The organism is Nonomuraea sp. NPDC005650 (genome assembly GCF_040605375.1).
Classification (GTDB): domain Bacteria; phylum Actinomycetota; class Actinomycetes; order Streptosporangiales; family Streptosporangiaceae; genus Nonomuraea.
On the sequence record NZ_JBEXCR010000029.1, the window covers coordinates 1 to 22,381 of the forward strand.

The 22,381-nt window shown below is 69.7% G+C and carries 18 protein-coding genes; 10 read left to right on the forward strand and 8 right to left on the reverse strand.

What is annotated here, in order from left to right; all coding sequences use genetic code 11:
• Positions 1 to 1,350 (forward strand): thioesterase domain-containing protein (locus tag ABZS69_RS40935; RefSeq protein ID WP_355381816.1); only part of this gene is annotated, 1,350 nt, incomplete at its 5' end.
• A gap of 49 nt (positions 1,351 to 1,399) precedes the next feature.
• Here the strand turns inward: ABZS69_RS40935 and ABZS69_RS40940 are convergent.
• Positions 1,400 to 2,359 (reverse strand): TetR/AcrR family transcriptional regulator C-terminal domain-containing protein, encoded by a 960-nt coding sequence (locus ABZS69_RS40940; protein ID WP_355381818.1) that lies wholly within the window; start codon positions 2,357 to 2,359, stop codon positions 1,400 to 1,402.
• A 251-nt stretch (positions 2,360 to 2,610) separates the two neighbouring features.
• Here ABZS69_RS40940 and ABZS69_RS40945 point away from each other — a divergent pair, with 251 nt between their 5' ends.
• Both ABZS69_RS40945 and ABZS69_RS40950 read left to right on the forward strand, forming a co-directional pair.
• On the forward strand, positions 2,611 to 4,131 hold the full coding sequence (locus ABZS69_RS40945) for an MFS transporter (RefSeq protein ID WP_355381820.1): 1,521 nt from the start codon (positions 2,611 to 2,613) through the stop codon (positions 4,129 to 4,131).
• Between the two features lie 244 nt (positions 4,132 to 4,375).
• The gene (locus ABZS69_RS40950; protein WP_355381822.1) at positions 4,376 to 5,215 is read left to right on the forward strand and encodes a class I SAM-dependent methyltransferase; all 840 of its coding nucleotides are present in this window, start codon (positions 4,376 to 4,378) and stop codon (positions 5,213 to 5,215) included.
• Positions 5,216 to 5,224: 9 nt separating this feature from the next.
• Here the strand turns inward: ABZS69_RS40950 and ABZS69_RS40955 are convergent, their stop codons facing one another.
• Positions 5,225 to 8,068 (reverse strand): AAA family ATPase, encoded by a 2,844-nt coding sequence (locus ABZS69_RS40955; protein WP_355381824.1) that lies wholly within the window; start codon positions 8,066 to 8,068, stop codon positions 5,225 to 5,227.
• A gap of 1,456 nt (positions 8,069 to 9,524) precedes the next feature.
• Here ABZS69_RS40955 and ABZS69_RS40960 point away from each other — a divergent pair.
• Entirely contained in the window at positions 9,525 to 11,024 is a 1,500-nt protein-coding gene (locus ABZS69_RS40960; protein ID WP_355381826.1) for an AMP-binding protein, read from the forward strand.
• 208 nt (positions 11,025 to 11,232) lie between these two features.
• A complete protein-coding gene (locus ABZS69_RS40965; RefSeq protein WP_355381828.1) occupies positions 11,233 to 11,391 on the forward strand; it encodes a hypothetical protein in 159 nt (52 codons plus the stop codon).
• 108 nt (positions 11,392 to 11,499) lie between these two features.
• Here the strand turns inward: ABZS69_RS40965 and ABZS69_RS40970 are convergent, their stop codons facing one another.
• Both ABZS69_RS40970 and ABZS69_RS40975 read right to left on the reverse strand, forming a co-directional pair.
• Complete coding sequence (locus ABZS69_RS40970; protein ID WP_355381830.1) at positions 11,500 to 11,829, reverse strand: AzlD domain-containing protein; 330 nt, start codon at positions 11,827 to 11,829, stop codon at positions 11,500 to 11,502.
• On the reverse strand, positions 11,822 to 12,646 hold the full coding sequence (locus ABZS69_RS40975) for an AzlC family ABC transporter permease (RefSeq protein WP_355381832.1): 825 nt from the start codon (positions 12,644 to 12,646) through the stop codon (positions 11,822 to 11,824). Before ABZS69_RS40975 ends, ABZS69_RS40970 begins: the two co-directional genes overlap by 8 nt.
• Positions 12,647 to 12,725: 79 nt before the next feature.
• Here ABZS69_RS40975 and ABZS69_RS40980 point away from each other — a divergent pair, with 79 nt between their 5' ends.
• Positions 12,726 to 13,166 carry an Lrp/AsnC family transcriptional regulator gene (locus ABZS69_RS40980; RefSeq protein ID WP_355381834.1) on the forward strand — a complete coding sequence of 147 codons (441 nt, stop codon included), beginning with the start codon at positions 12,726 to 12,728 and terminating at the stop codon, positions 13,164 to 13,166.
• 3 nt (positions 13,167 to 13,169) lie between these two features.
• Here ABZS69_RS40980 and ABZS69_RS40985 read toward each other — a convergent pair whose 3' ends face one another.
• Positions 13,170 to 14,003 (reverse strand): aldo/keto reductase, encoded by an 834-nt coding sequence (locus tag ABZS69_RS40985; RefSeq protein WP_355381836.1) that lies wholly within the window; start codon positions 14,001 to 14,003, stop codon positions 13,170 to 13,172.
• A gap of 78 nt (positions 14,004 to 14,081) precedes the next feature.
• On the opposite strand from ABZS69_RS40985, the gene ABZS69_RS40990 reads away from it, so the two are divergent.
• Complete coding sequence (locus tag ABZS69_RS40990) at positions 14,082 to 14,582, forward strand: MarR family transcriptional regulator (RefSeq protein WP_355381838.1); 501 nt, start codon at positions 14,082 to 14,084, stop codon at positions 14,580 to 14,582.
• An 89-nt stretch (positions 14,583 to 14,671) separates the two neighbouring features.
• On the opposite strand, the gene ABZS69_RS40995 is transcribed toward ABZS69_RS40990, so the two are convergent.
• Entirely contained in the window at positions 14,672 to 15,124 is a 453-nt protein-coding gene (locus ABZS69_RS40995; RefSeq protein ID WP_355381840.1) for a helix-turn-helix domain-containing protein, read from the reverse strand.
• A 100-nt stretch (positions 15,125 to 15,224) separates the two neighbouring features.
• On the opposite strand from ABZS69_RS40995, the gene ABZS69_RS41000 reads away from it, so the two are divergent.
• Entirely contained in the window at positions 15,225 to 16,583 is a 1,359-nt protein-coding gene (locus tag ABZS69_RS41000) for an MFS transporter (protein WP_355381842.1), read from the forward strand.
• Entirely contained in the window at positions 16,580 to 17,056 is a 477-nt protein-coding gene (locus ABZS69_RS41005; RefSeq protein WP_355381844.1) for a pyridoxamine 5'-phosphate oxidase family protein, read from the forward strand. The genes ABZS69_RS41000 and ABZS69_RS41005 overlap by 4 nt, the downstream gene beginning before the upstream one ends.
• A gap of 9 nt (positions 17,057 to 17,065) precedes the next feature.
• Here ABZS69_RS41005 and ABZS69_RS41010 read toward each other — a convergent pair whose 3' ends face one another.
• On the reverse strand, positions 17,066 to 18,079 hold the full coding sequence (locus ABZS69_RS41010) for an NAD(P)-dependent alcohol dehydrogenase (protein WP_355381845.1): 1,014 nt from the start codon (positions 18,077 to 18,079) through the stop codon (positions 17,066 to 17,068).
• 114 nt (positions 18,080 to 18,193) lie between these two features.
• On the opposite strand from ABZS69_RS41010, the gene ABZS69_RS41015 reads away from it, so the two are divergent.
• Positions 18,194 to 18,997, forward strand: coding sequence for a helix-turn-helix transcriptional regulator (locus ABZS69_RS41015; protein WP_355381847.1), 804 nt, complete (start codon positions 18,194 to 18,196; stop codon positions 18,995 to 18,997).
• 24 nt (positions 18,998 to 19,021) lie between these two features.
• On the opposite strand, the gene ABZS69_RS41020 is transcribed toward ABZS69_RS41015, so the two are convergent.
• On the reverse strand, positions 19,022 to 22,282 hold the full coding sequence (locus ABZS69_RS41020) for a fibronectin type III domain-containing protein (protein WP_355381849.1): 3,261 nt from the start codon (positions 22,280 to 22,282) through the stop codon (positions 19,022 to 19,024).
• Positions 22,283 to 22,381 lie beyond the last annotated feature (99 nt).

The following is a 22,381-nucleotide window of genomic DNA, read 5'->3' on the forward strand; positions in this document are numbered from 1 at the left end:
CTCCTCGACACCGCCCTGACCACACCCCAACCCCACCTCCTCCCCCTCCCCATCAACACCCACACCCTCAGCAACCGCCCCGACGGCGTACCGGCCATCCTCCGCGGACTCGTCCGCACCCCGGCACGCCGCGCCGCCCACTCCGGCGGGCCCGGCCCGGACGACAGGTCGGGGCTGCAGCGGCGCCTGGCCGGGCTGTCCGCGGCCGAGCAGGTCGACGAGCTCACGCTGATCGTGCGCGAGTGCGCGGCGAAGGTGATCGGGTACAGCGAGCCGGAGGCGATCCGGGCGGAGCAGAACTTCCTCGAGGCGGGGTTCGACTCGCTGACCGCGATGGAGCTGCGCAACGTCCTGAGCAAGGCGACGGGGGTGCGGATGCCGGCGACGGCGGTCTTCGACTACGGCACCGCCGTGGGGCTGGCCCGGTTCCTGGCCGAGGAGATCGCGATCGACGCCGCCGGCGGGACGTCCCCGGCCGGCGCGGCGGAGCAGGACGGGAGCGGGTCGCTCAGCTCGCTGCTGCGCGCGGCGGCTCCTGCCGGGAAGCTGCAGGACGGGCTGGACATGCTGGAGGCCGCGGCGCGGCTCCGGCCGTCGTTCGGGACGCTGGACGAGCTGGACCGCCCGTACCCGCCGCTGATGCTGGCCTCAGGCCCGGGGGGCCCGAAGCTGTTCTGCTTCAGCACGCCGATGGCGCTGGGCGGCGCGTCGCAGTTCGCGCGGCTGGCCGTGCATTTCCAGGGGGTGCGCGACCTGTATGCGCTCCAGGTGCCGGGCTACGCCCCGGACGACAGCCTTCCGGACAACGTGGACGTCATCGTGCGCATGTGGGCGGAGTCCATCCGGGAGACGGCCGGCGACGACCCGTTCGTCGTGGTCGGCTACTGCGGCGGGGGCAACTTCGCGCACGCGGCCGTCACGTACCTGGAACGGATCGGGGTACGCCCGGCAGGGCTCGTCCTGCTGGACACCTTCCTGCCGGACAGCAGCGTCATCGACGAGCTCGGCGGCCAGATGCTGGAGGGGATGTTCGACCGGGCGGAGACGTACGGCCCCTTCAGCGACACGCGGATGACGGCGATGGGGCGGTACTACCGGCTCTTCAGGGAGACCGAGGTGGAGGGGATCGAGGCCCCCGTCCTCTTCCTGCGGCCGGACACCCCCCTGCCCTCCGGCCCCGACGGGGAGAGGTCGCGGGACGGGAACTGGCGGGCCTCCTGGCACCTGCGGCACGACCTGTGCGAGGTCCGCGGCGACCACCTCACGATGATGGAGGGCGAGTCGGCGGCCATCGCACAGGCCGTGGAGGAATGGCTGAAGCCGTCCGACGGGCGTTCGAACGGCGCGTGAGCGGCGAACGACGCAGATGCCGAGACCGAGTCGGACGGGGGCGGCAAGGTCAGTGATCCTCGGTCAGGGGCGGACCCGAGCGGGGCCACAGCCGAGGGGGAGACGGGGACCGCCCCGTCTCCCCCTCCAGGAACCGTGCGATGCCGTCGAGGAGACGCTGCAGGCTGAACTCGAAGATCTCCTCCAGGTCCGCGATGACCTCCGGGCTGTTGCGGAGCGCGGCCTGGCGCGGATACCTGTCGGTGCCCAGCTCCTCCAGCACCGCGGGCACCTTCACGGATCGCCACTGGCTCAGCGAGATCCCGCCGCCGCGCCGTTCGGAGGCGATCTCGCTCACCCGGAGCAGGGCCAGCCCCTGGGCGATGCCGCTCACGCCGAGATAGATCCGGTGGGTCGTGACGGGGTCCAGACCCAGGCCGTCGAACGCGCCCAGGCCGCGTTCGAAGCGGGCGAGGAGGCTGGGGACGAGCGGCGGCTGGACCGTCGCGATGACCTCCAGGACCCAGGGGTACGTCGAGTACAGCGCCCACTCCCACCGGGCCGCGGCCTCGAGCTCGGCCCGCCAGCCTCGTGGGTCCCGGGGTTCGGCGTCCCCGCCTTCGCTGAACACGGCCTCGACCATCAGGTCGATCAGCTCGTCCTTTCCGTCGATGTAGTTGTACAGCGACATCACCTTGACCCCGAGCACGTTGGCGACGTGCCGCATGGACATGCTCTCCAGACCGTCGGCGTTGGCGATCCGGATGGCGGTCCACACGATCCGCTCCCGGGAGAGGCCGGCGTCGGTCCGATGGGGATCCTCACGCGTGGCACGCCCGCCGGGGGCAGGACGCGCCGGAGGGGGAGGTGGAGGCCGGTCGCCCTTCTTCTCCCGCCAGGCTTCCTGGCCGGTCCGCGACTCGAGGCGGGCCCGGTAGGCGCGCGCCTGGCACGAGCGCGAGCAGTAGAGGGGCCTGCGCCCGCGGGAGGGGGCCGTCAGCTCCTTCCCGCACTGTACACACGTCAGCATGGCAGCTTATTTTCGTCACGATCTTCCATTGTGATGAAATTATATCACGCTCTAAATGTGACGAAAAGAAAGGTGGGCTCTTGTGACGAAAATATTCTTCAATCGAGGTCGCCGATCAGGCGATATCCGCGAGCAGGGGGGATGTAGGGGGAATGTAGGGGAACCTGTAAACATTTGCTTGACGAGGTCCTTCTGTGTGATGACATATGGTGTACTGTAAGTGTTACGTACACAGTATGAGAGGGGTGTGAATGGCTATCGCTGAAAGCGGCGCCAAAGCGGGGTGGAGACAATGGACCGGTCTGGCGATCCTCATGTTGCCCGTGCTGCTCATCTCCATCACGGTGACGGTGCTGTTCTTCGCGCTCCCGTCTCTGACCGCCGAGCTGGAACCGAGCGGCACGCAGCAACTGTGGATCGTTGACATCTATGCCTTCCTGTTGGCCGGGCTTCTCATCCCGATGGGCAATCTGGGTGACCGGATCGGCCGCAGGCGGTTGCTCCTGGTGGGCGCGGTGGTGTTCGGCCTCACGTCGGCCATTGCGGCGTACGCCCCCACCACCGAGTTGCTCATCGTGGCGCGTGGCCTGCAGGGAGCCGCGGCGGCGACGCTGATGCCGCCGACGCTCGCCCTCATCCGGGTCCTGTTCACCGATGCCCGCCAGCTCCAGATGGCCATCGCCATCTGGGCGGCGGTCTTCACTCTTGGCAGCGTGGCCGGGCCGATCGTCGGCGGGTGGCTGCTGGAGATGTTCTGGTGGGGGGCGGTCTTCCTGATCAGCGTCCCGATCATGATCCTGTTGCTGCTGCTCGGCCCGCTTCTGCCGGAGTACCGAGATCCCAATCCCGGCAAGTTCGACATCCTCAGCGCGCTGCTCGTCCTCCTCGCCGCCCTGCCGATGGTCTACGCGGTGAAGCTGATCGCCGAGCAGGACCTGTCACCGGCGATGTGGCTCGCCGCCGCGATCGGGCTGCTGTTCCTGACCCTGTTCCTGCAGCGGCAGCGGAAGCTGCCCGACCCCATGCTCGACCTGGCGCTCTTTCGCCGCCAGGCGTTCACCGTGTCCCTGATCACCGCCACCCTCGCGGTGTTCGCCCTGGTCGGGACGTTCTATTTCATCACGCAATATCTGATGTCGGTGCTCGAGATGCGGCCGATCGTGGCCGGCCTGATGACCGTGCCGACGGCCGTCAGCTCGGCGGCGGGCTCGGTGCTCGGGGCGGTGCTCACCAAGTGGGTCCGGCCCGGCTACATCATGGGCTCCGGCATGGTCTTCGGGGCCGTCGGCTTCCTGCTGATCTCGCAGCTGGGCACGGACGTCAATCTGCCGTTGCTGTTCGGCGGGCTGTTCCTGCTGGGCTGGGGGATCGGGTCGGTGCAGGCGCTGGCGTCGAGCATGGTGGTGGCCACGGCGCCGCCCGAGAAGGCGGGATCCGCCTCGGGGCTGTTCGAGTCCTCCACCGAGTTCGGGCAGGCGCTCGGGGCGGCCATTCTCGGCAGCATAGGGGTGGCCGTCTACCGCGGCACCCTCGCCGGGGATCTGCCGCCTGAGGTGCCGCGTGATGCCGCCGCGCTGGCGAACGAGACCATCGGCGGCGCCATCTCGGTCGCCGGCGAGCTCCCGCAGGCGGTGGGCGCGGCCCTGGCCGCCGTGGCGCGCGAGGCGTACGTCGACGGCATGCAGGTCGCCTCGCTCGCGGGCGCGGGGATCATGCTGGTCATGGGGATTCTCGCGTTCATCAACCTTCGTGACTCGCAGAATCCTTCCTGACATCCGGACGCAACGGACAAAACGAAATTGGTAAACCGGGGCGCCCGAGTGGGCGGGAAGACCGGATCAGAAAAAGGGGGGATAGCACCATTGAGTACATGAGAGAATCCGGGCACTCTTCGAAGTATAGACAAGAGTCTTCGCGAGACGAACGCGATTGATCCTCGGTGCGTTCGCGTCGGCAGGCAATCGGTGCGCTGCCCCGACCGCGGGCCACCCTTATTGTCGGAGGGAAGTCGGAGACATGTACGACCAGAGCAGCCATACCTTTTTGAATTTCAAGGGCTATGGCTTGGTACATGAAACCGGCACCCCGGCCGACGACTTCCGGGAGAATGCCCGGGACGACTACCGGACGACCGTCGAGCAGACGGCCGCCTTTCTCGCCGCCAAGGCGGGGATCAACGGTTCGTGCACGGTGCTAGAGGTGGGCGACGACTGCGAGTGCCTGCTCATCTACCTCGCCAAGTGGTTCGGCTGCCGCGGCGAGGGGATCTTCGAGAGCGCGGAGTACGTCAGGTTCGCCCAGGACCTGTGCACGAACCAGATACACCGGATCGACATCGGGTTCCGGCGGGCGTCGGTGACGCGGCTCCCGTACGAGCCCGGGAGTTTCACCCACGTCGTCAGCCACGGCGCGCTGCACAAGGTGCCGGACAAACTCCACAGCTATTCGGAGATCCGCCGCGTGCTGCGAAAGGGGGGCGTCTTCGCCTTCAGCGATTTCTACCAGCCCCGGAAATGGATCAGCGCGCGCACCCGCACCGAGGTCTACGACAAGTTCGGCTGGAACAACGGGTACACGCTGCTGAAATACCATTCCGCGCTGGAGGAGGCCGGCTTCGAAATCGATTCGGTCTTCAACGTGACCGGATTCCTCCGCCGGACGTTCGAGGGGAACGCGGAGGCGGCCCGGACGCGCGCCGAGCAGATGGCCGACGCCGAGTCCCGGGACAAGATGCTCGCCTTCTCCTCGTCGTGCGAAGAAGTGCAGATCGCGATCGACCATGGAGAGGTCGGCTGGGCGATCTTCGTTGTCCGCAAGCCGGACGAGCCCGGCCCGGAGGTCCCGGATGCCGCGTAGCGCGAACCGTCAACCGGGTACGGACGCCGAGCCGGGAAGGTGACGAGGATCCTCCGCGACGAGCACGCCCCCACTCGTGGTGCCGAGCTCCTTCGACGAGAACAGGCGCGGAAGGTCGTTCCGGCCGTTCACGCCGAGCTTGCGGTAGATGCGCGTCAGGTGCTGCTCCACCGTGCTGATGGTGATGTGCGCTCTCGTCGCGATCTCCCGGTTCGTGTAGCCCAGCGCCGCCATGGAGGCGACCCGGTACTCGGCGGGGCTCAGGGCGTTCTGATCGTTGCCCGCGGCGATCGCGCCGAAGTCGCTCTCGAACGCGTGCGCCACCGACCTGCGCAGGGGCTCGGCATGACAGCGCTGACCGACGCGGTCCGCCTGCTGGCCGATGAGCCGGGCCTTGTCGGTCTCGCCCAGGGCGGCGAGGGAGTGACTGAGCCGGGCCAGCGCGTGCGCCAGCTCCATCTTGTGGCCGGACTCCTGGAGCATGTCGACGGCCTTGCGCAGCAGCGGCGGCCGGCGGCCGACCTCCTCGGCGGAGGCGAGCACCATGAGCGCGAACCCCCGGATCCGGAGACTGTGGCCGTGCGGCAGGGCGTGGTGCAGCTCCAGGTACTTCCGGGCGCGGGCGTTGTTCTTCAGCACGACCGAGACGCCCGCCGCGCCCAGGCGCCAGGGGATGAGCAGCGGCGTGTCGATCTCCCACGACCGCATCAGCGTCCCGCACTTCAGGATGTCGCTGAGGCCGGCGTGCGCCTGGCCGACCGCCACCCGGTAGTGGCCTCGCGCGAACAGGTAGTGCAGCCCGTACCGGGTCTGGTACACGGTCTCCGGCAGGGGGTGGCGCAGGTACTGCTCGGCCTCCTGGTACTGGCCCATCTCGGTGTGGGCCTCGATGAGGCTGGCCAGCGGCAGCGCCGCGAACATGCCCAGGCTCCTCGGGGGGAGGGTGCGCAGGGAGAGCTCGCCGTACTCGACGGCTTCCATCATCTCGCCCCTGAGCTCGGCGATGTGCGCGCGGAAGGCCGCGAGCACGCTCAGCCACGTGGGCGAGGAGCGCCGCTCGGCCACCGCGCACAGGTTCTCGACGAGAGAGGCCGCCTCCTGCGTGCGGTCCGAATAGATGAAGCAGAACAGGGCCGCCTCGACCAGCTCGATGTTGCAGCCTTCGAGCTGGATCGAGTGCAGGACCTTCTCCGCCGTCCGCAGCGCCGCCTCGGTCTCGCCGTTGCGCAGGTTGGCGGCCAGCGCGGAGATCGTGCGCGCGTACGAGTGGGCCGGATGCCGCTCGCTGCCCTCGCGTAGGGAGGAGGGCTTGTACGTTCCCCGTAACCGGTGCAGGGCCGGGGGGTGCGTGCTGGCCAGCCAGTGGTCGGCCGCGAGCCGCCACGCGGAGGCTTCCGCGCCCTCCTGGCCGTCGCCCTGCTCCGCCTGCTCCAGCAGCGCGAACAGCTCCCCGGCCTCGTCGTACTGGCCGTGCCAGAGCATGCACGTGAGCAGCCAGTGCACGTCCCTGGCGGGCAGCCGGCCGTCCCGCGCGGCCTGCACGAGTAGGGGGAGGTACATGGTGGCGGTTGAGGGGTTGACCCGCCAGGTGGCTTTGGCCAGCGCCAGGGTGACCTGGATCCGCTCGTCGGGGCCGGAGCACAGGTCCGCCGCGTACCGCAGATACCGCACGGCGAGCTCGTACTCGTCGGTGGCCAGCGCCTGGTCGGCGGCCTCCCGCAGCACGTCCAGGGCCCAGGGCTCGTGCTTCGTGCTGGCGGCGACGAGGTGGTCGGCGATCACGGTGGGCTGTACGCCGGTCGCGTGCAGCAACTGCGCGGCGCGTCCGTAAAGCTCTTTGAGGGTGTCCGGTTCCATGGAGTCGAGGACGGCCTCCCTGGCGGCGGGGTGGCGGAAGCCGTCCACGCCCAGGAGGCCGATCTCCGCCAGCCATTCCAGGGTGCGGACCACGGCCAGCTGCTTGATGTGCAGCATCTCGGCCAGCAGCGGGGGAGAGGCCGACGCGTCCAGCACCGCGGCCGCGCGCAGGATCCGCAGGGGAGTGCTGCCGATGCGGTTCAGCAGCGTGCGGACGGACCCGGAGAACCCGTCGTCGACGACCAGGCCCTGCGCTTCGGCGCCCGCGTTCTGCCGGTCCTCGATCAGCGAGCGCACGAGGAGGGCGTTTCCGCCGCTGACCTCGTGGATCGCGTCCGCCAGCGGGTCGTCGGGCGCGGTCCCGAGGCGAACCTGCGCTATCCGGGAAATGGTGCTCGACGAGTAGGGGGCCACCTTGATGCGGCGGCACTGCGCATGGTGCATCAGGTCGCTCTGAATCCTGAGCGGCACCCCGTCCGGGCCCTCGTTCACCGTGAACACCATGAAGACGTTCGCGGAATGGAGCCGGTTTATGAAATGCAGGAGAATGTCCAGCGACACCGAATCCGCGTATTGCACGTCCTCGATCGTTATCAATACCGCGCCGTGCCGCGCGTGGTTGGTGATGATCTCCCACAGGCCGTGGGTGACGCCGATCCAATTGAGGTCCTCCGGCCGGATCCCCCGCGGCCCCGCGTTGAATACGGCCTCCTGCAGCAACTTCAACGCGGGTGGCATCTCGCCCAGTGCGGCACTCAGGCTCTGCGAAACCTGATGGATGACGCCCAGTGAGATGTTCTGCTCGTTGCGTAAGCAGATCGCGCTCAGATGCGTGGCGCCCGACTTCACCGCGGAGTCGGCGAAGGCATGCAGCACCCGGCTCTTGTCGAATCCGGGCGGGCCGGTTATCATCGCAATTCTTCCCCAGCCATGCTCACTCTCCGCAAGCATGGTATTGAGGAGGGTGATTTCTGATTCGCGTTCGGCGAACTGCATCGACTCTCCTTCACCTGTTTGGTCCTAGAGGAAGTTCAATTAGCAAACGGACGGTCCGACCGGGAGCAGTCCAGGGTTCCTCGATTACCGACTTCGTTACGTTTCAGCCGAGGTTTTCGGCGTCGCGTGGAAGGCGCCCGGCCCCTCTCGCCCGCGGGCGGTGAAGGCGTCACCGGCCGCTTCTGGGCGGATCCTCTCCTGACCCGCCCGCCGGGTCCGGGCGACGGACGTCCGCGGTGCGACGTGGTGCTCGCACTCGAGTCACGCGGTACGGCCGCGGCCCTGCCGAGGCGGGACCGCGGATTCCGGAAAGATCGGCCGGCGCCTGGCGCGCGGTCCGCGGCTTGCGGGAAGCGGTCTGCGCGCAGCACACGGCCGCCACCGCCGGCGGCCGGGCCGAGGCGGTGGTCCTGTCTCTGGGGGGCGGCCACCGGTGGGCGGTCGCCACGGATGAGAACGGAAAGAATTCCCTGCCCCCTTTGAAATCGATGGCCCCGTGGCAACGCTACAACCGGACGGCGGAACGCACTCCGGCGGGGTCGCCGTCCGGCAGGGAAAGCAGGCGCGGTGACGCGGAGACGGGTTTTCCGCGGTTCACTGCGATTTCATGGTTGCGCTCAGGTGTCACCGGACTGACAATCCAATAAACGTTGAGTGCGGCGGCGTCTTTCCCGCCCTCGCCCGCGTCCGTGAATTCCTGTACCATGTGCGGCCACGTCTCCATCATGCGTAGTGAGCGGCTGACGCCGCCGATGTGCTGGGAAAACACACCGTGCGGCGGGCCTTGCACCCCGACCGAATCACAAACGGGCGCCAAACCGTCACGGTAATGTTATGCGCCGGGCCGAGTCAAGGAAAGGCCGCCTTGACGGCGTGGGTCCGGGCAGCCATCGATCACTGTAGACCGGAATGTCAATAGTCGTAAACGAGGGGCCGCGTGATTCTTCGCACGCAACGGTGCTCAACTGGGCCGATGAAGCCCGGCCATTTTCGGGCGGCCGTTTTCTGGAACGTACCAAATCGGACGGCGGTAATCCATCTCCGTCATGCCTCGCGCGGCCCGGCCGCGGGTGGAATCCCCGGGGACCCTCGCAGGTTGGAGAGTCCTCCCGCCCCCGGGGTTGTAAACATTGCACAGAATTCCAAGATCATCTATGGCGCGAGTTGGCCGCGCCGGTATGATGATCTTGGCATGTCCGTCGGCCGCCCTGGTCGTGGCACGGACGCGCGCCGTCGCGGCCGCGCCGGACGGCGGACCCCTGTCGGGTCTGGGGGGCCTACGCGGCCCGCGACCCCCCGGATAGGGGTGCAGTAGGGGGTCAGCTCGCCGGGGCCCGAGCGTAGTTTCGGAATCGGTCTGGCCGGCTTCCGGTTGCACGCGCATGCGTCCCGGCTGCCGGAGAAATTCCTTTCCCCGGCTTGAGGCGGGAGGCTCATATTGAACGGGTTGAATTCCATGACGCATGCTCCGCGGCCGCGGCTCATCCACGAACTGCTGGACGACGCGGCGGCGATGAATCCGTACGGAACCGCGGTGCGCGACGCGCGCGGCGGCTGGAGCTACCGGCGGGTCGTCGAGCTCAGCCACGCCTTCGCCGCCTGGCTGGCGGCCACGGGCGTCGAACCGGGTGACCGCATCATCGTGCAGTTGCCCAACCTGCGGGAGATCGTCCCCATCCTCTACGGCGCGTCCCGCCACGGCGTCGCCTTCGTGCCGCTGAACCCCGGGATGAAGGCCTACCACCTGCGGTCGGTCCTGGAGGACTCCGAGCCCAGGCTGGTCATCGGGGCGGGCGAGGCGTTGCGGGAGACCGCCGACGTGCCCGTGTACGCGATCGACGATCTCTGGAAGGAAGTGGAGGCGTTCGCCGGGCGCCCGGTCCCCGGCGGGCCGGCCGAGGTCCGGCCGGAGGACGTGGCGGTCCTCATGTACACCTCGGGCAGCACGGCGGCGCCCAAGGCGGTGGTGGGCCCGCACGCGCAGGTGACGTTCGCGGCGTCGGCCATCAACGCCGTGCTCGGATATCGCCCCGGGGACGTCGTCTTCTGCCGGTCGCCCATGTCCTTCGACTACGGCCTCTACCAGATCTTCCTGTCCGCTCTCGGCCACGCGGAGCTGGTCATGGCGGACGAAGGGTCCGACCTGGCGCTGCTGGGCCGGCTCCAGGAGTGCGCCGCGACCGTCGTGCCGATGGTCCCCTCGCTCGGCGCCATGCTCACGACCCTGGGCCGGCGGGCCCCCGGCTCCGTGCCCACCGTGCGGATGTTCACCAGCACCGGCGCCGCGCTGCCGGCCTCGACCATCGAGGGCTTGCGCGAGTGCTTCCCGGGCGCCCGGGTGGTGCGGATGTACGGGGTCACCGAGTGCAAACGGGTCACCATCATGGAGCCCGAGCTGGACCGGGAACGCCCGGACTCGGTCGGCCGCCCCCTGCCCGGCACCCGCGTGCTGATCCTCGGCGACGACGGCTCGCCGCTGCCCGCCGGTGAGACTGGGGAGATCGTGGTGGCCGGGCCCAACGTGATGGCCGGATACTGGCGCGCGCCCGACCTGACCGCCCGCGTCTACCGCCGCGACGAGGCCACCGGCGAGACCCGCCTGCACACCGGCGACTACGGCTTCCTCGACGAGGACGGCTACCTCTACTTCGAGGGCCGGCGCGACGACATGTTCAAGCGCAAGGGCACCCGGATGAGCACCATCGAGATCGAGGCCGCCGCGATGGACATCCCGGGCGTCCGGGCCGCCGCCGTGCTGCCTCCGGGCGAACGGCACGATCTCGCGATCATCGTCGAGGGCGACCTCGCCCCCCACGCCGTCCTGCGCGAGCTGGCGCTCCGCCTGGAGGCCGCGAAGGTGCCCGCGGTCTGCCGCGTCCTGCCCTTCTTCCCGCTCACGCTCAACGGCAAGAACGAGCGCAAGGAGCTCGTACGGTTCCTCGAAGAAGCCCCCTGAGCACGCGTCCGCGATCCCGGCCACGGCCGGGATCGCGCGCGTGCGCGGCCTTGGGAAGGCTTTGCCTCTTGCCGGGAGACGCCGAAGGCGGCCCCGGTTACCGTTGAAAGTGCTTCATGCGCCGTACTGGCCGTTTCCCGGGAGCCCAGGTCGACGCTCCGTCAGCCCGCATCAGCTGGGCGCTCATCACGTCACGGAGTGATCTCTGATGATCGAACGCCTGCTCGTCGCCGCCATCATGGCGACATCCGTGCTCGTCGGTCCGGTTGCGCTCTCCATTCCGTCTTCGGCCCCATCGACCGCGGTGGCGCAAGCGCCGGCCGCCATCCCGCCCGCCCCGGTCCCGCCGGATGACGACGAGGGGTAGGACGTCCGTCGGCCGGATCGGAGCCACCCGTCGCCCCGCGAGGCAGCCCCTCGCGGGGCGCTGGACGCCGTCGTCACGGCTTCGAGCACTGCGGGTTGAGGGGGCCCGTTACGGGATGACGTTGACGAGGGCGACGTAGAGCGCGGTGCCGATCCCGACGCTCAGGATCGTACGGCGGCCGAAGGCGAGGTGGACGCCCGCGGTGACGGCCACCGCGAGCAGCGCGTACAGCGTCGCGCGTGGCTCGGCGGTTACGGTGCCGTGCAGGGCGGTCACCGCGAGGATCGCGAGGATGCCGACCGGCATCCACACCGACAGCTGCCGCACGATCGCCGAGGTACGCAGCGTGCGCAGCACCGCGAAGGGGATGGCGCGCAGCGCGAGGGTGATGCCGAAGACGATCGCGAGGACGGCGACGAGGTAGGCGGTACTAGGCATCGGCGGCCTCCGGGGCGGCGCTGTGGGTGGCACTGTGAGCGGCGCTGGGCGCGGCACTGGTAGCTCGGTGGGCGGCGCTGGGGGCGACTAGGCGGGCGGTTCGGCGGGCGGTGAGCGCGTGCCGGGCCAGCAGGAGCACGACGAACAGCAGCAGCGCGGTGAACATGGCCACGCCCGGGGTGAGCACCAGCGCGACGGCCACACTCACCCCCGCGAGCAGCATCGAGGGGATCTCGCGGCGCGAGCGGAACGCGTCCAGGGTGAGCACGGTGAACAGGGCGCACAGGGCGAACTCCAGGCCCTTGACCGGCGCGGGCAGCGCCGTGCCGATGGCCACGCCGACCAGCCCGCCGCCGACCCAATAGGTCTGGCAGGCGATCTGCATCGCCAGCAGCCGGGGCGCCGAGCGCTCCGCGGCGGGCAGCGAGGCGTTGACGGCGTAGGCCTCGTCGATCATCGCGTAGACGGCGTACGCCTTCGCCAGCGGGTTCCTGACCAGGTGGAGCGGGAAGGAGAAGGCGTAGAACACGTGCCGGAAGTTGACCACGAAGACGGTCAGCGCGACGGCGGCGAGCGGCGTCACGGTGGCCATCATGCCCACCAGCAGCAGCTCGAGCGAGCCGGCGAACGCGGCCAACGACAGGGCGGGGGCCAGCCACCACGAAAGCCCGGCCTGGATGACCAGCAGGCCCAGGGCGATCCCCAGCGGGAAGATCCCCAGCCCCGCGGAGAAGGAGTCGCGTACCCCCGCGACGATCTGCTCTTTCCGGGTGGTCAGGGGTGGAGCGGTCAGCTGCGGCTGAACTACATCTTGCACCCCTCCATGGTCTCGCAGAACGCGCGACATGTGGTTGCGAAAATTGCGCATCGAACAGTCGATAGTGCAATCTTCTCTCATGGATGCGACAGATCGGGCAATCATCGCAGAGTTGGAGCGGGACGGGCGGCTGACGAACGTGGAGCTGGCCCAGCGCGTCGGGCTCACCCCCGGGCCGTGCCTGCGGCGCGTCCAGCGGCTGGAGGCCGAGGGCGTCATCCGCGGTTACCGGGCGGTCGTCGATCCCGCCGCCGTGGGCCGCTCGTTCGAGGTCCTGCTCGACCTCACCCTCGACGCCCAGGACGCGGAGACCGTCGAGCGCTTCGAGCAGGCCCTGGCGCGGGCCGAGGAGGTCATCGAGCTGCGGCGGCTGTTCGGCAGCCCCGACTACTTCGTCCGGGTGGCCGTCGCCGATCTGGCCGCCTACGAGACCTTCCTCAGCCAGTACGTGATGACCATCCCGCGGATCAGGAACGTCACCTCGCACTTCACGATGAAGACCGTCAAACCGGCCCCATAGTCGTCAAGGCCGGGCCGCCTGGTCCAGCCGGGCGAACTGCTCGCCGGTGAGCCGGAGACCCGCTGCCGCGACGTTCTCCGCCAGATGGGCCACGGAGGTCGTCCCGGGGATGGGGAGCATGGTCGGCGAGCGGTGCAGCAGCCAGGCCAGGGCGGTCTGGGCGGGGGTCGCCCCGATCTCGGCGGCCACGGTGGCCACGGGGCCGCCGTCCTTCGCGTGGTCGCCGACGGCGATCGGGAAGAACGGGACGAACGCGATGCCGTGCTTGGCGGTGAGGTCCACGACCTCCTCGTGGGTGCGGTCGGTGAGGTTGTAGAGGTTCTGCACGGCGGCGACGGGCGCGATCCCGAGGGCCTCCTCCAGCTGCCCGGATGTCACCTCGGACAGGCCGATGTGGCGGATCTTGCCCTCCTCCCGCAGCCGCGCCAGGGCGCCGAGCTGGTCGGCGAACGGGACCAGGGGGTCGACGCGGTGCAGGTAGTACAGGTCGATCACGTCGCGGCGCAGCCGGCGCAGGCTCAGCTCGGCCTGCTGGCGCAGGTATTCGGGCCGCCCCAGCGGAATCCACTCCTCGACGCTCGGCCGGGACACGCCGCCCTTGGTGGCGATCATGACGTCGCCGGCGTACGGGTGCAGGGCCTCGGCGATGAGCTCCTCGTTCGCGCCCAGCGCGTAGGCGTCGGAGGTGTCGATGTGCTTCACGCCCAGCTCCACCGCGCGCCGCAGGACGGCCAGCGCGCCGGAGCGGTCGGCGGGCGCCTGCCAGATCGTGCCGTCCGCGGACAGTCGCATGGCGCCGAAACCGATGCTGCCCACTTCGAAGTCGCCGATTTTCATGAGTTCTCCTTGAAGGTTGAGCGTTCAAGTGTGGACGCTACACGTCAAAGGTTGAGAGTTCAAGCTAGGATGTGCGACGTGGAGACACGATGGCTCGACGACGGCGAGCAGCGGACCTGGCGGGCGTACCTGTGGACGACCCGGCTGCTCGGCGACGCCCTCGACCGGCAGCTGCAGCGCGACGCCGGGATGCCGTACACGTACTACATGATCTTGGCGACGCTCTCGGAGGTCCCCGGGCGGCGCATGTCGATGACCGACCTGGCCGCGCAGGTCTACTCCTCGCTCAGCCGCCTGTCCCACGCGGTGGCGCGGCTGGAGGAGCGCGGCTGGGTGCGGCGGTCGCCGCACCCGGACAACCGGCGGGTCACCGTGGCGGAGCTGACCGACGACGGCTTCGCCGCGCTGGCGCAGGCGGCGCCCGCGCACGTGGAGGAGGTGCGCGGCCGCCTGTTCGACCCGCTCAGCGAGGAGCAGGTGACCCAGCTGCACGACATCCTGCGGGCGCTGTGGAAAGGGCTCGATCCCGAGCTGGGCGCAGGCGGGCCCCATCCCGGAGTCTTCGGCCCCGAGGCGTAGGCCCGCGCGGGATCAGCGCGGGGTCAGCGCGGGATCGGCGCGGGGTCAGCGCGGGATCGGCGCGGGATCGGCGCGGGGTCAGGGCGGGGTCAGCGCGCCATGGGGGCCTGGAGCAGGCGCTCCTCCTCGGCCGTCCGCTCGTCGTACACGGTGCGGGCGTCGGAGATCTCCCGCTGGTGCTCCTCGGTCCAGACGACCAGCGACTTGATCACCTCGTGCAGCGAGAAGCCGAGCGCGGTCAGCTCGTACTCCACCCGCGGCGGCACCACCGGATAGACGGTGCGGCTCACGAGCCCGTCGCGCTCAAGCTGGCGCAGCGTGACGGTGAGCATGCGCTGGCTGACGCCGTCGATGGCGCGGCGCAGCTCGGAGAATCGCATCGTGCGGCGGTCGAGCAGGGCGATGACCAGCAGCGACCATTTGTCGGCGACCCGGTCGAGGATCTTCCGGACGTCGCAGTCGGCGCGGGTGTCCCACTGGACGACCTGGTCGTCCATGGTTCCCGTGCAGTAACCGAGTGCCTTTGAAGTGCCGTCTTCCATAGTTTCCCCGTGGTCACGCAAGATTCCTTTGTTACGAAAAATAACCATAGGAGTCGTTCCTGTGTCCACAACCACGCACTCTTCCCCACCCTCGTTGCGCATGACGCCCCGGGCCTGGGGGATGCTGTTCGTCCTGTGCGGCGCGATCTTCCTTGAGGGGATCAACGTCGCCATGCTCAACGTGGCCCTGCCCGCCATCCGGGCCGACCTCGGCCTGTCCACGGGTGAGCTGCAGTGGGTGATCAGCGCCTACGTCCTGGGCTACGGCGGGTTCATGCTGGTCGGCGGCAGGGCGGCCGACCTGTTCGGCCGCCGCCGGATGTTCCTGGCCTGGCTGGCGATCTTCCTCGTCGTCTCCGCCCTGGGCGGGCTGGCCGACGAGGGCTGGATGCTCATCGCCGCCCGTTTCGTGGCCGGCGTCGCCGCCGCGGTCATGACCCCCGCCGGGTTGTCCATCATCACCACGAGCTTCGAGGAGGGGCCGCGGCGCAACCAGGCGCTCCTGGTGTACTCCGGCACCGCCGCCGGCGGCTTCTCCCTCGGGCTGGTGCTCGGCGGGCTGCTCGCCGCCGTCGACTGGCGCTGGGTGCTGTTCGCGCCCGCCGTGCTGGCCCTGATCATCCTGGTCCTGGCGGTGCCGCTGATCCCCGCCGGTCCGGTGGAGCGTTCCCAGGGACAGAGCCTGGACGTCATGGGCGCGGTCACCATCACCGCCGCCATCATGCTGCTGGTGCTCGGCGTCGAGCGCGCCGCCCACGTGGGCGCCGGGTGGACCGCCGGCACGCTGGGCGCGGGGCTGGCCCTGACCGGGCTCTTCCTCGTGATCGAACGCCGCTCCGCCGCGCCGCTGGTGCGGCTGGGCATCTTCCGCTCCGCGCCGCTCGTCCGCGCCAACCTCGCGGGGCTGCTGTTCGCCGGCGCCTTCTTCGGCTTCCAGTTCATCGCCGTCCTGTATCTCCAGGAGCTGCGCGGCTGGACCTCGATGCAGACCAGCCTGGCCATGCTCGCGGTCGGCGCGGACGCCATCCTCGCCCCGACCCTGACCCCGTGGCTGGTCAACCGCTTCGGCAACGCGAAGGTCATCCTGGGCGGGCTGCTGTTCGCGGTGCTTTCGTACGTGTTGTTCCTGCCCATCGGCACGGACACCGTCTACCTCGCGATGTTCCCCACCATGATCCTCCTGGGGGTGGCGTTCGCCCTCGCGTACGGCCCGCTCACCATCGTCGCCACCGACGGCGTCGACGAGAGCGAGCAGGGCCTGGCCGGAGGGCTGCTCTACACCTCCTTCCAGTTCGGCGCGGCGCTCGGGCTCGCGGCCAGCACCACGGTGATCGTCGCCGTGGCGGACGCGGGGGACCTGCTCGGCGCGTACCGCACCGCGCTCGCCGTGCCGATCGTCGCCGCCGCCCTGGCCGTCGTGGTCAGCGCTTTCGGCCTGCGGAAGGGCGCGGGCAGATGACCCGTACGATCACGTCCTTCGCCGAGATCGAGGCCGAGTTCGGCGCCGTCATCGGCGCCACCGTGTACGCCACCATGGTCACGGTGGACGCCAGGAACCGCCCGCGCACCCGGGTGCTCATCCCCATCTGGGAGAACGTGGACGGGCGGCCGCTGGGCTGGCTGGCCACCTACCGGACCCCGGTCAAGGCGGCCCACCTCGCGGGCAACCCGCACACCTCGTTCTCCTACTGGAGGCCGGGGAACGACTCGGTCGCCGTCGACGCCGTGGCCGCGTGGGTGGACGAGCCGGACGTCCGGCGGCGCGTGTGGGACCTCTACCGCGCCACCAGCCCCCGGGGCGCCGGGTACGACCTCGGCAACTTCTGGCGCTCACCCGCCGATCCCAAGCTGCACGTCCTGCGCCTCGAACCCTTCCGCGTCCAGGTCATCCGCGGCATGGACCTGCGCAGCCGCATCTGGACGGCCGGTTGAGCGGGCGGGTCAGGCGTGGCTGACGATCACCTTGCCGAAGCCGCCGCCTGACTCGCAGTAGGCGAAGGCGTCCGGAACCTGGTCGAACGGGAACACCCGGTCGATCACCGGACGCAGCCGGTGCGCCGTGACGGCCCGGTTCAGCTCCAGGAAGTGGGCCCGGCTGCCGGTGGCGATCCGGCGCAGCACCGAACCGGCCATGAACAGGGTCGCGGGGTCGACGGGTGCGGCCCCCGCGGTGCCGGACAGCCAGTAGCCGACGAACGCGACCTCGCCACCGGCGGCGACGGACCGCAGCGACTGCTCCAGCGGCCCCGTGGCGTCGACGACCCGATCGGCTCCCCGGCCGTCGGTCAGCGCGTGCACCTCCTTCCACCAGGACGGGTGCTCCCGGTAGTCGATCACCTCGTCCGCCCCGAGCGCCCTGAGCCGCTCGGCCTTGGCGGCGCTGGACGTGGTCACGATGACCCGGGCTCCGGCCAGCTTGGCGAAGCGCAGGACGAACAGCGACACGGCGCCCGACCCGAGGGTCAGCACGGTCGTGCCGGCCTGCGGGGCGCCGCCGGAGGTCAGCGAGTTCCACGCGGTCACCGCCGCCAGCGGCAGCGCCGCGGCCTCCTCGTACGACAGGTGCTCGGGGAGGTGCACGACGCCGTCCTCGCTCAGCAGCGCGTACTCGGTCAGCACGCCGTCGATCATGGTGCCGAGCTGCGCGGCGTCCTCGCGCCGGAACGGGCCGTCCAGCCAGCGCGGGAAGACGGTGGCCGCCACCCGGTCACCCGGCCTGACCCGGGTGACGTCCGCGCCGACCGCCACGACCTCGCCCACCCCCTCGCAGCCGGGCACCACGCCGGGGGTGACCGGCAGCGGATAGTCTCCGGACAGCACCCGCAGGTCGCGGAACCCGAGGGAGTTCGCGCGGATCCTGACCACGACCTGCCCGCGCCCGGGTTCGGGCTCGTCGAGGTCGTGGAGCGTCAGCCCGGCGAGACCGCGTCCGGGAACGAGGCGGTAGCTCTTCATCACAGGTCCTTTCCGTTCTCCATCAGTGGGCACGATGGTGCGGAGCGGCCGTGGCGCCCGGCAATTCCCCCGAGGGAATCGCCGGCTGTCGTGGCGACCGGGTAGAACGGAGCGGTGAGCAGCACCATCAGGGAGAACGGCGTCGGCACGGAGCTGAGACGCTGGCGCGGAGTCCGCCGGGTCAGCCAGCTCGAACTGGCCGTGCTGGCCGGCACGACCCAACGCCATCTGAGCTTCATCGAGAGCGGCCGCTCGCGGCCGGGGCGGGCGATCGTGGTCCGGCTGGCCGAGTCGCTCGGCCTGTCGCTGCGGGAGCGCAACGACCTGCTCACCGCGGCCGGCTACGCGCCGGTGTTCGCCGAATCGGGCCTGGACGAGACGGCGCTGCGGCCGGTCCGCGCCGCCCTCGACCAGATCCTGCACGGGCACCTGCCGTATCCGGCCCTCGTCATCGCGCCGTACGGGCGGGTGGTGGCGGCGAACGACGCCGTCGAGGTGTTCACCGAGGGCGCGTCGCCCGAGCTGCTCGAACCGCCGGTCAACATGCTGCGGCTCATGCTCCATCCGCACGGGATGGCCCCCAGGGTGCGCAATCTGGGCGAATGGGGGCGGCACATTATCGAGAACCTTCGCGCCCGAGCGCGCCGGAGCCCGGACCCGCGCCTCGACGACTTCGTCTCCGAGCTGGCCGGGTACGTCCCCCAGACGCCGGTCGGGCCCGAGCATCTCGGCTTCTCGGTGCCGATGCGGCTGGCCTCGGCGGACGGGGAGCTGCGCCTCATCACCACGCTGACCTCGTTCGCGACGGCGACCGACGTGACGCTCGCCGAGCTCCACCTGGAGGCGTTCCTGCCCGCCGACCAGAGCACCGCCGAGGTGCTCCGGCTGCGGGCCGAGCGCCACCGGACGGGCGGCTGAGCCGCCGCCCGCCCGGTCGTGGGGTCAGCCCACCGAGAGGCGGTCGACGTTCGGGCCTCCGTTCGCCGTGGTGGCCGTGGCCCTGATCCTGTTCACCCCCTGGACGAGGTCGGCGGTCAGGGTGACGGTCTGCCAGGTGGTCCACGCGCCGGTGCCGTTGAAGTCGCGGGTGACCGGGGCGCCGTTCACCGCGACGGCCATCGGCCGGTTCACCGTGGTGCCGTTGGCGAAGCGGAGCTCCAGCGTGACCGGCCCGGCCGCGGCGGCGTTCACCGTCCACTCCACGTAGCTGCCCGTCACGTTGTCGTAGTTCACGAACCCCGTGCCGGTGTAACCCGCGTGGTTGGACTCCACCACGCCCTGCGAGATCGTCGCGTCCTCCGCCTGGTAGACGACGGGGGCGCTGCCGGTGGTCTCGGTGACGGCGTTCGACGGGCCGGAGGCGTTGCCGGCGGCGTCATGGGCCTTGACCGTGAACGTGTACGAGGTGCCGGCCGCCAGGCCGGAGACCGTGGCGGCGGTGCCGGTGACCGTCGTGGCCAGGGCGGTGCCGTTGTAGACGTCGTAGCCGGTGACGCCGACGTTGTCGGTGGCGGCGTCCCAGGCCAGCGAGACGCTGGACGAGGTCTTGCCGGTGGTGCGCAGGTTGCCGGGCGCGGCCGGGCTCTCGGTGTCGGGCGGCCCGGTCGGGACGGTGAGCGTCGCGGTGTTCCACCCGGCCACCCGCACGCTCGGCGCGCCGGTCAGGTCGGAGGCCCGGTACGTGGCGGTGAGGGTCCTGGATTCCCCCGGCCAGAGGCTGATCGCGTTGTCAGACCACTGGATCGGCAGCACCGGCTTGCCCGCCGCGTCCACCACGTCGGCGTCCAGCATGAAGGCGGGGATCGCGCCGGTGCCGGTGTTCTTGACCGTCACGGTGACCGTGCCGGGGGAGGGGGTGGCGGCGGTGGCGGTGATCGGGGTCTGGGCCAGGTTGTTGAGGCCGGTCAGGTTGGCGTAGCTGGAGGTCGGTACGTAGTACCAGTCGTTGTTGTCCCAGTCGATCACGTCGTCCGAGGTGGACAGGGCGTAGACGTTGCGGTCGATCTCCTGGCCGTCGCGCAGCAGCGTCAGCCGTACCAGGTAGGTCGTGGAGAGACCGCTGATGGACGGAACGGTCACCGCGGTGGCCTTGCCCCCGTCGGCGGGGACGCTGACCGTCGAGGTGTTGGTGTACTTGGCGGATCCGTCCATGTTGAACACGTCCGTCCTGACGGTCAGCCCCGAGGCGGCGGAGACGCCGGAGTTGACCACGACGACGGACTTGTTGTCGTAGGAGTACTGCACGTGCAGCGGCTTGTTGGCCTCGCGGGCGCCCCAGTAGGAGCCGCCCTGGTCCAGGTAGTAGTCGAAGAGCTGCCAGTGGAGCGAGGACCAGCCGCTGTTGAGCATCCAGTAGATGACGCCCGTGGACGGGTTGCTCGAGTCGGTGAAGTTGCGGCCGTAGGCCTCGAACTGCGCCCGGACCGCCTCGTACTGGGCGAGCTGTGCCTTCTTCACGTAGTCCGTGAGCCCGGACGGCACGCCGTACCTGCCTCTGAGGGCGTTGTGGTAGATGGTCAGGTTGTTGAAGGTGCTCGACGGGGAGCGGTGATACTGCGTCGCGCTCGGGCTCTTCCAGAGCGAGTCGATCTGCGCGGAGGTCATCATCCGCTTGAGCGAGTCGAGCGTCGGGACGTCAGGGCCCGCGCCGGTCTCGGAGTTGAAGCCGAACGCCCCGCCTTCGCGCTTGTTGTACCAGTAGTTCGGCGGCACCCAGTCGTACGGGCCGGTCATCTTCATGCCCGAGTTGCCCAGTTGCGGGCTGGACTTGTCGGAGGCCACGGGCACGATCGGGAGCTGCCACTCGGCCGCGGTGAGGGCGTCGAGGTAGTTGGTCTCCTTCTGGGCCGTCGGCGGGTTGTCCGAGCCGATCAGGAACGAGATCACGCTGGGGTGGTTGCGTAAGCGGGTGGCCTCCGCCTGCATGGAAGCCTTGGCGATCGGGTAGTCGGAGCTGCTGAACGAGCCTTCCCACTTGTTGCAGCACTCCCAGCCGGGCAGGGTCAGGATGCCGTACCTGTCGGCCAGGTCGTAGAGCTCGTCGGTGTCCAGGTGGCCTTCGACGCGGATCGTGTTGAGACCGAGGTCCTTCACGTAGCGGATCCTGTCTTCCAGGTAGCCCAGGTTCTTGCGCAGGAAGATGTCGGGGGACCAGCCGCCGCCTCTGATCAGGATCGGCCTGCCGTTGATCTTGTAGTAGCGGCGGCCACTGGCGTTCTTGCCCGACTCCACCTTGCGCACCCCGAAGCGCTGGGTCAGCGTGTCGCTCTCCACGCCGCCGGTCGTCGCCGTGAGGTTCAGGTCGTAGAGCGGCTGGGCGCCCATCGTGTGCGGCCACCACACCTTCGGGCCGGTCAGCGTCTGGTTGAAGGTGATCCGCTTGGTCTGGTTCGCGGCCAGCGCGACGTCCTGTGAGAACTCCAGCGAGCCGATCGTCCCCTTGACGGTGGCGTTCACCGCGCTGCCCGAGGCGTTGCGGACGTCGACCTTGATCGTGAGGTCCGCGCGGTCGAGCGCGGGCACCGCCAGGTTCGTGATCACGTGCGCGTCGCGCAGCGAGACGTCGGCGCTGCGCCTGATCAGGACGTCGCGGAAGATGCCCATGTTGTCGTCGCGCGGCAACTGCACCCAGTCGATCCAGCCGATCGTGAGGTGGTTGCCGGGGTTGTTCGGGTTGACGCGGAAGGCCACCGAGTTGACGCCCGGATGCACCAGGGCGGTGACGTCGCGTTCGTTCCTGGTGTAGGCCCCGGCCACCTGGGCGGCGGTGGCGACCTGGGTGCCGTTCACCCACACGTCGGCGCTGGAGATGACGCCGCTGACGTCGAGGAACGTCCGTAACCCGGACTCGTCGCCGAGGGTGAAGTCGGAGCGGTACCACCACGGCACGTCGAAGTCCGCCGTCGGGATCGACTGCATGTTCGTGGAGTAGAACGGGTCCGGGTAGACGTTGTTCTGCAGCAGCCCGGCCAGCACGGTCGAGCGGGGGCCGACCGGGTACCAGCCGGTGGCCGCGTAGCCGGGTGTGGAGATCGCGGCCCCGGTGTCGGACACCTTCGCCGAGGACTGGATCTTGTATCCCGTGAGGGCGGTCGTCGCCGGCGCGGCCTGTGCGGCGGCGGACACGCCCAGCGCCACACCTCCGGCGTTCACCAGTAATGCGCAGGCCGACAGCAGGATGAGGATGAGCCGAGAGCGCGCCATGGGTACCTCTCTGGGCCGATCTATTCGTTAATAAACCTTATTAACAAACAAATCGAATCTCGTAAATGCCCGGATCGACGGCGGGCCTTCGAGGGGAAC

What these genes read in the sequence shown, in the direction of transcription:
- ABZS69_RS40950 (WP_355381822.1), top strand. Translation starts at nt 4,376, where the DNA reads ATGTACGACCAGAGCAGCCATACCTTTTTGAATTTCAAGGGCTATGGC.
- ABZS69_RS40980 (WP_355381834.1), top strand. Translation starts at nt 12,726, where the DNA reads ATGGATGCGACAGATCGGGCAATCATCGCAGAGTTGGAGCGGGACGGG.
- ABZS69_RS40940 (WP_355381818.1), bottom strand. Translation starts at nt 2,359, where the DNA reads ATGCTGACGTGTGTACAGTGCGGGAAGGAGCTGACGGCCCCCTCCCGC.
- ABZS69_RS41000 (WP_355381842.1), top strand. Translation starts at nt 15,225, where the DNA reads ATGACGCCCCGGGCCTGGGGGATGCTGTTCGTCCTGTGCGGCGCGATC.
- ABZS69_RS41005 (WP_355381844.1), top strand. Translation starts at nt 16,580, where the DNA reads ATGACCCGTACGATCACGTCCTTCGCCGAGATCGAGGCCGAGTTCGGC.
- ABZS69_RS41020 (WP_355381849.1), bottom strand. Translation starts at nt 22,282, where the DNA reads ATGGCGCGCTCTCGGCTCATCCTCATCCTGCTGTCGGCCTGCGCATTA.
- ABZS69_RS40995 (WP_355381840.1), bottom strand. Translation starts at nt 15,124, where the DNA reads ATGGAAGACGGCACTTCAAAGGCACTCGGTTACTGCACGGGAACCATG.
- ABZS69_RS40985 (WP_355381836.1), bottom strand. Translation starts at nt 14,003, where the DNA reads ATGAAAATCGGCGACTTCGAAGTGGGCAGCATCGGTTTCGGCGCCATG.
- ABZS69_RS40955 (WP_355381824.1), bottom strand. Translation starts at nt 8,068, where the DNA reads ATGCAGTTCGCCGAACGCGAATCAGAAATCACCCTCCTCAATACCATG.
- ABZS69_RS40960 (WP_355381826.1), top strand. Translation starts at nt 9,525, where the DNA reads ATGACGCATGCTCCGCGGCCGCGGCTCATCCACGAACTGCTGGACGAC.
- ABZS69_RS41010 (WP_355381845.1), bottom strand. Translation starts at nt 18,079, where the DNA reads ATGAAGAGCTACCGCCTCGTTCCCGGACGCGGTCTCGCCGGGCTGACG.
- ABZS69_RS40945 (WP_355381820.1), top strand. Translation starts at nt 2,611, where the DNA reads ATGGCTATCGCTGAAAGCGGCGCCAAAGCGGGGTGGAGACAATGGACC.
- ABZS69_RS40965 (WP_355381828.1), top strand. Translation starts at nt 11,233, where the DNA reads ATGATCGAACGCCTGCTCGTCGCCGCCATCATGGCGACATCCGTGCTC.
- ABZS69_RS40970 (WP_355381830.1), bottom strand. Translation starts at nt 11,829, where the DNA reads ATGCCTAGTACCGCCTACCTCGTCGCCGTCCTCGCGATCGTCTTCGGC.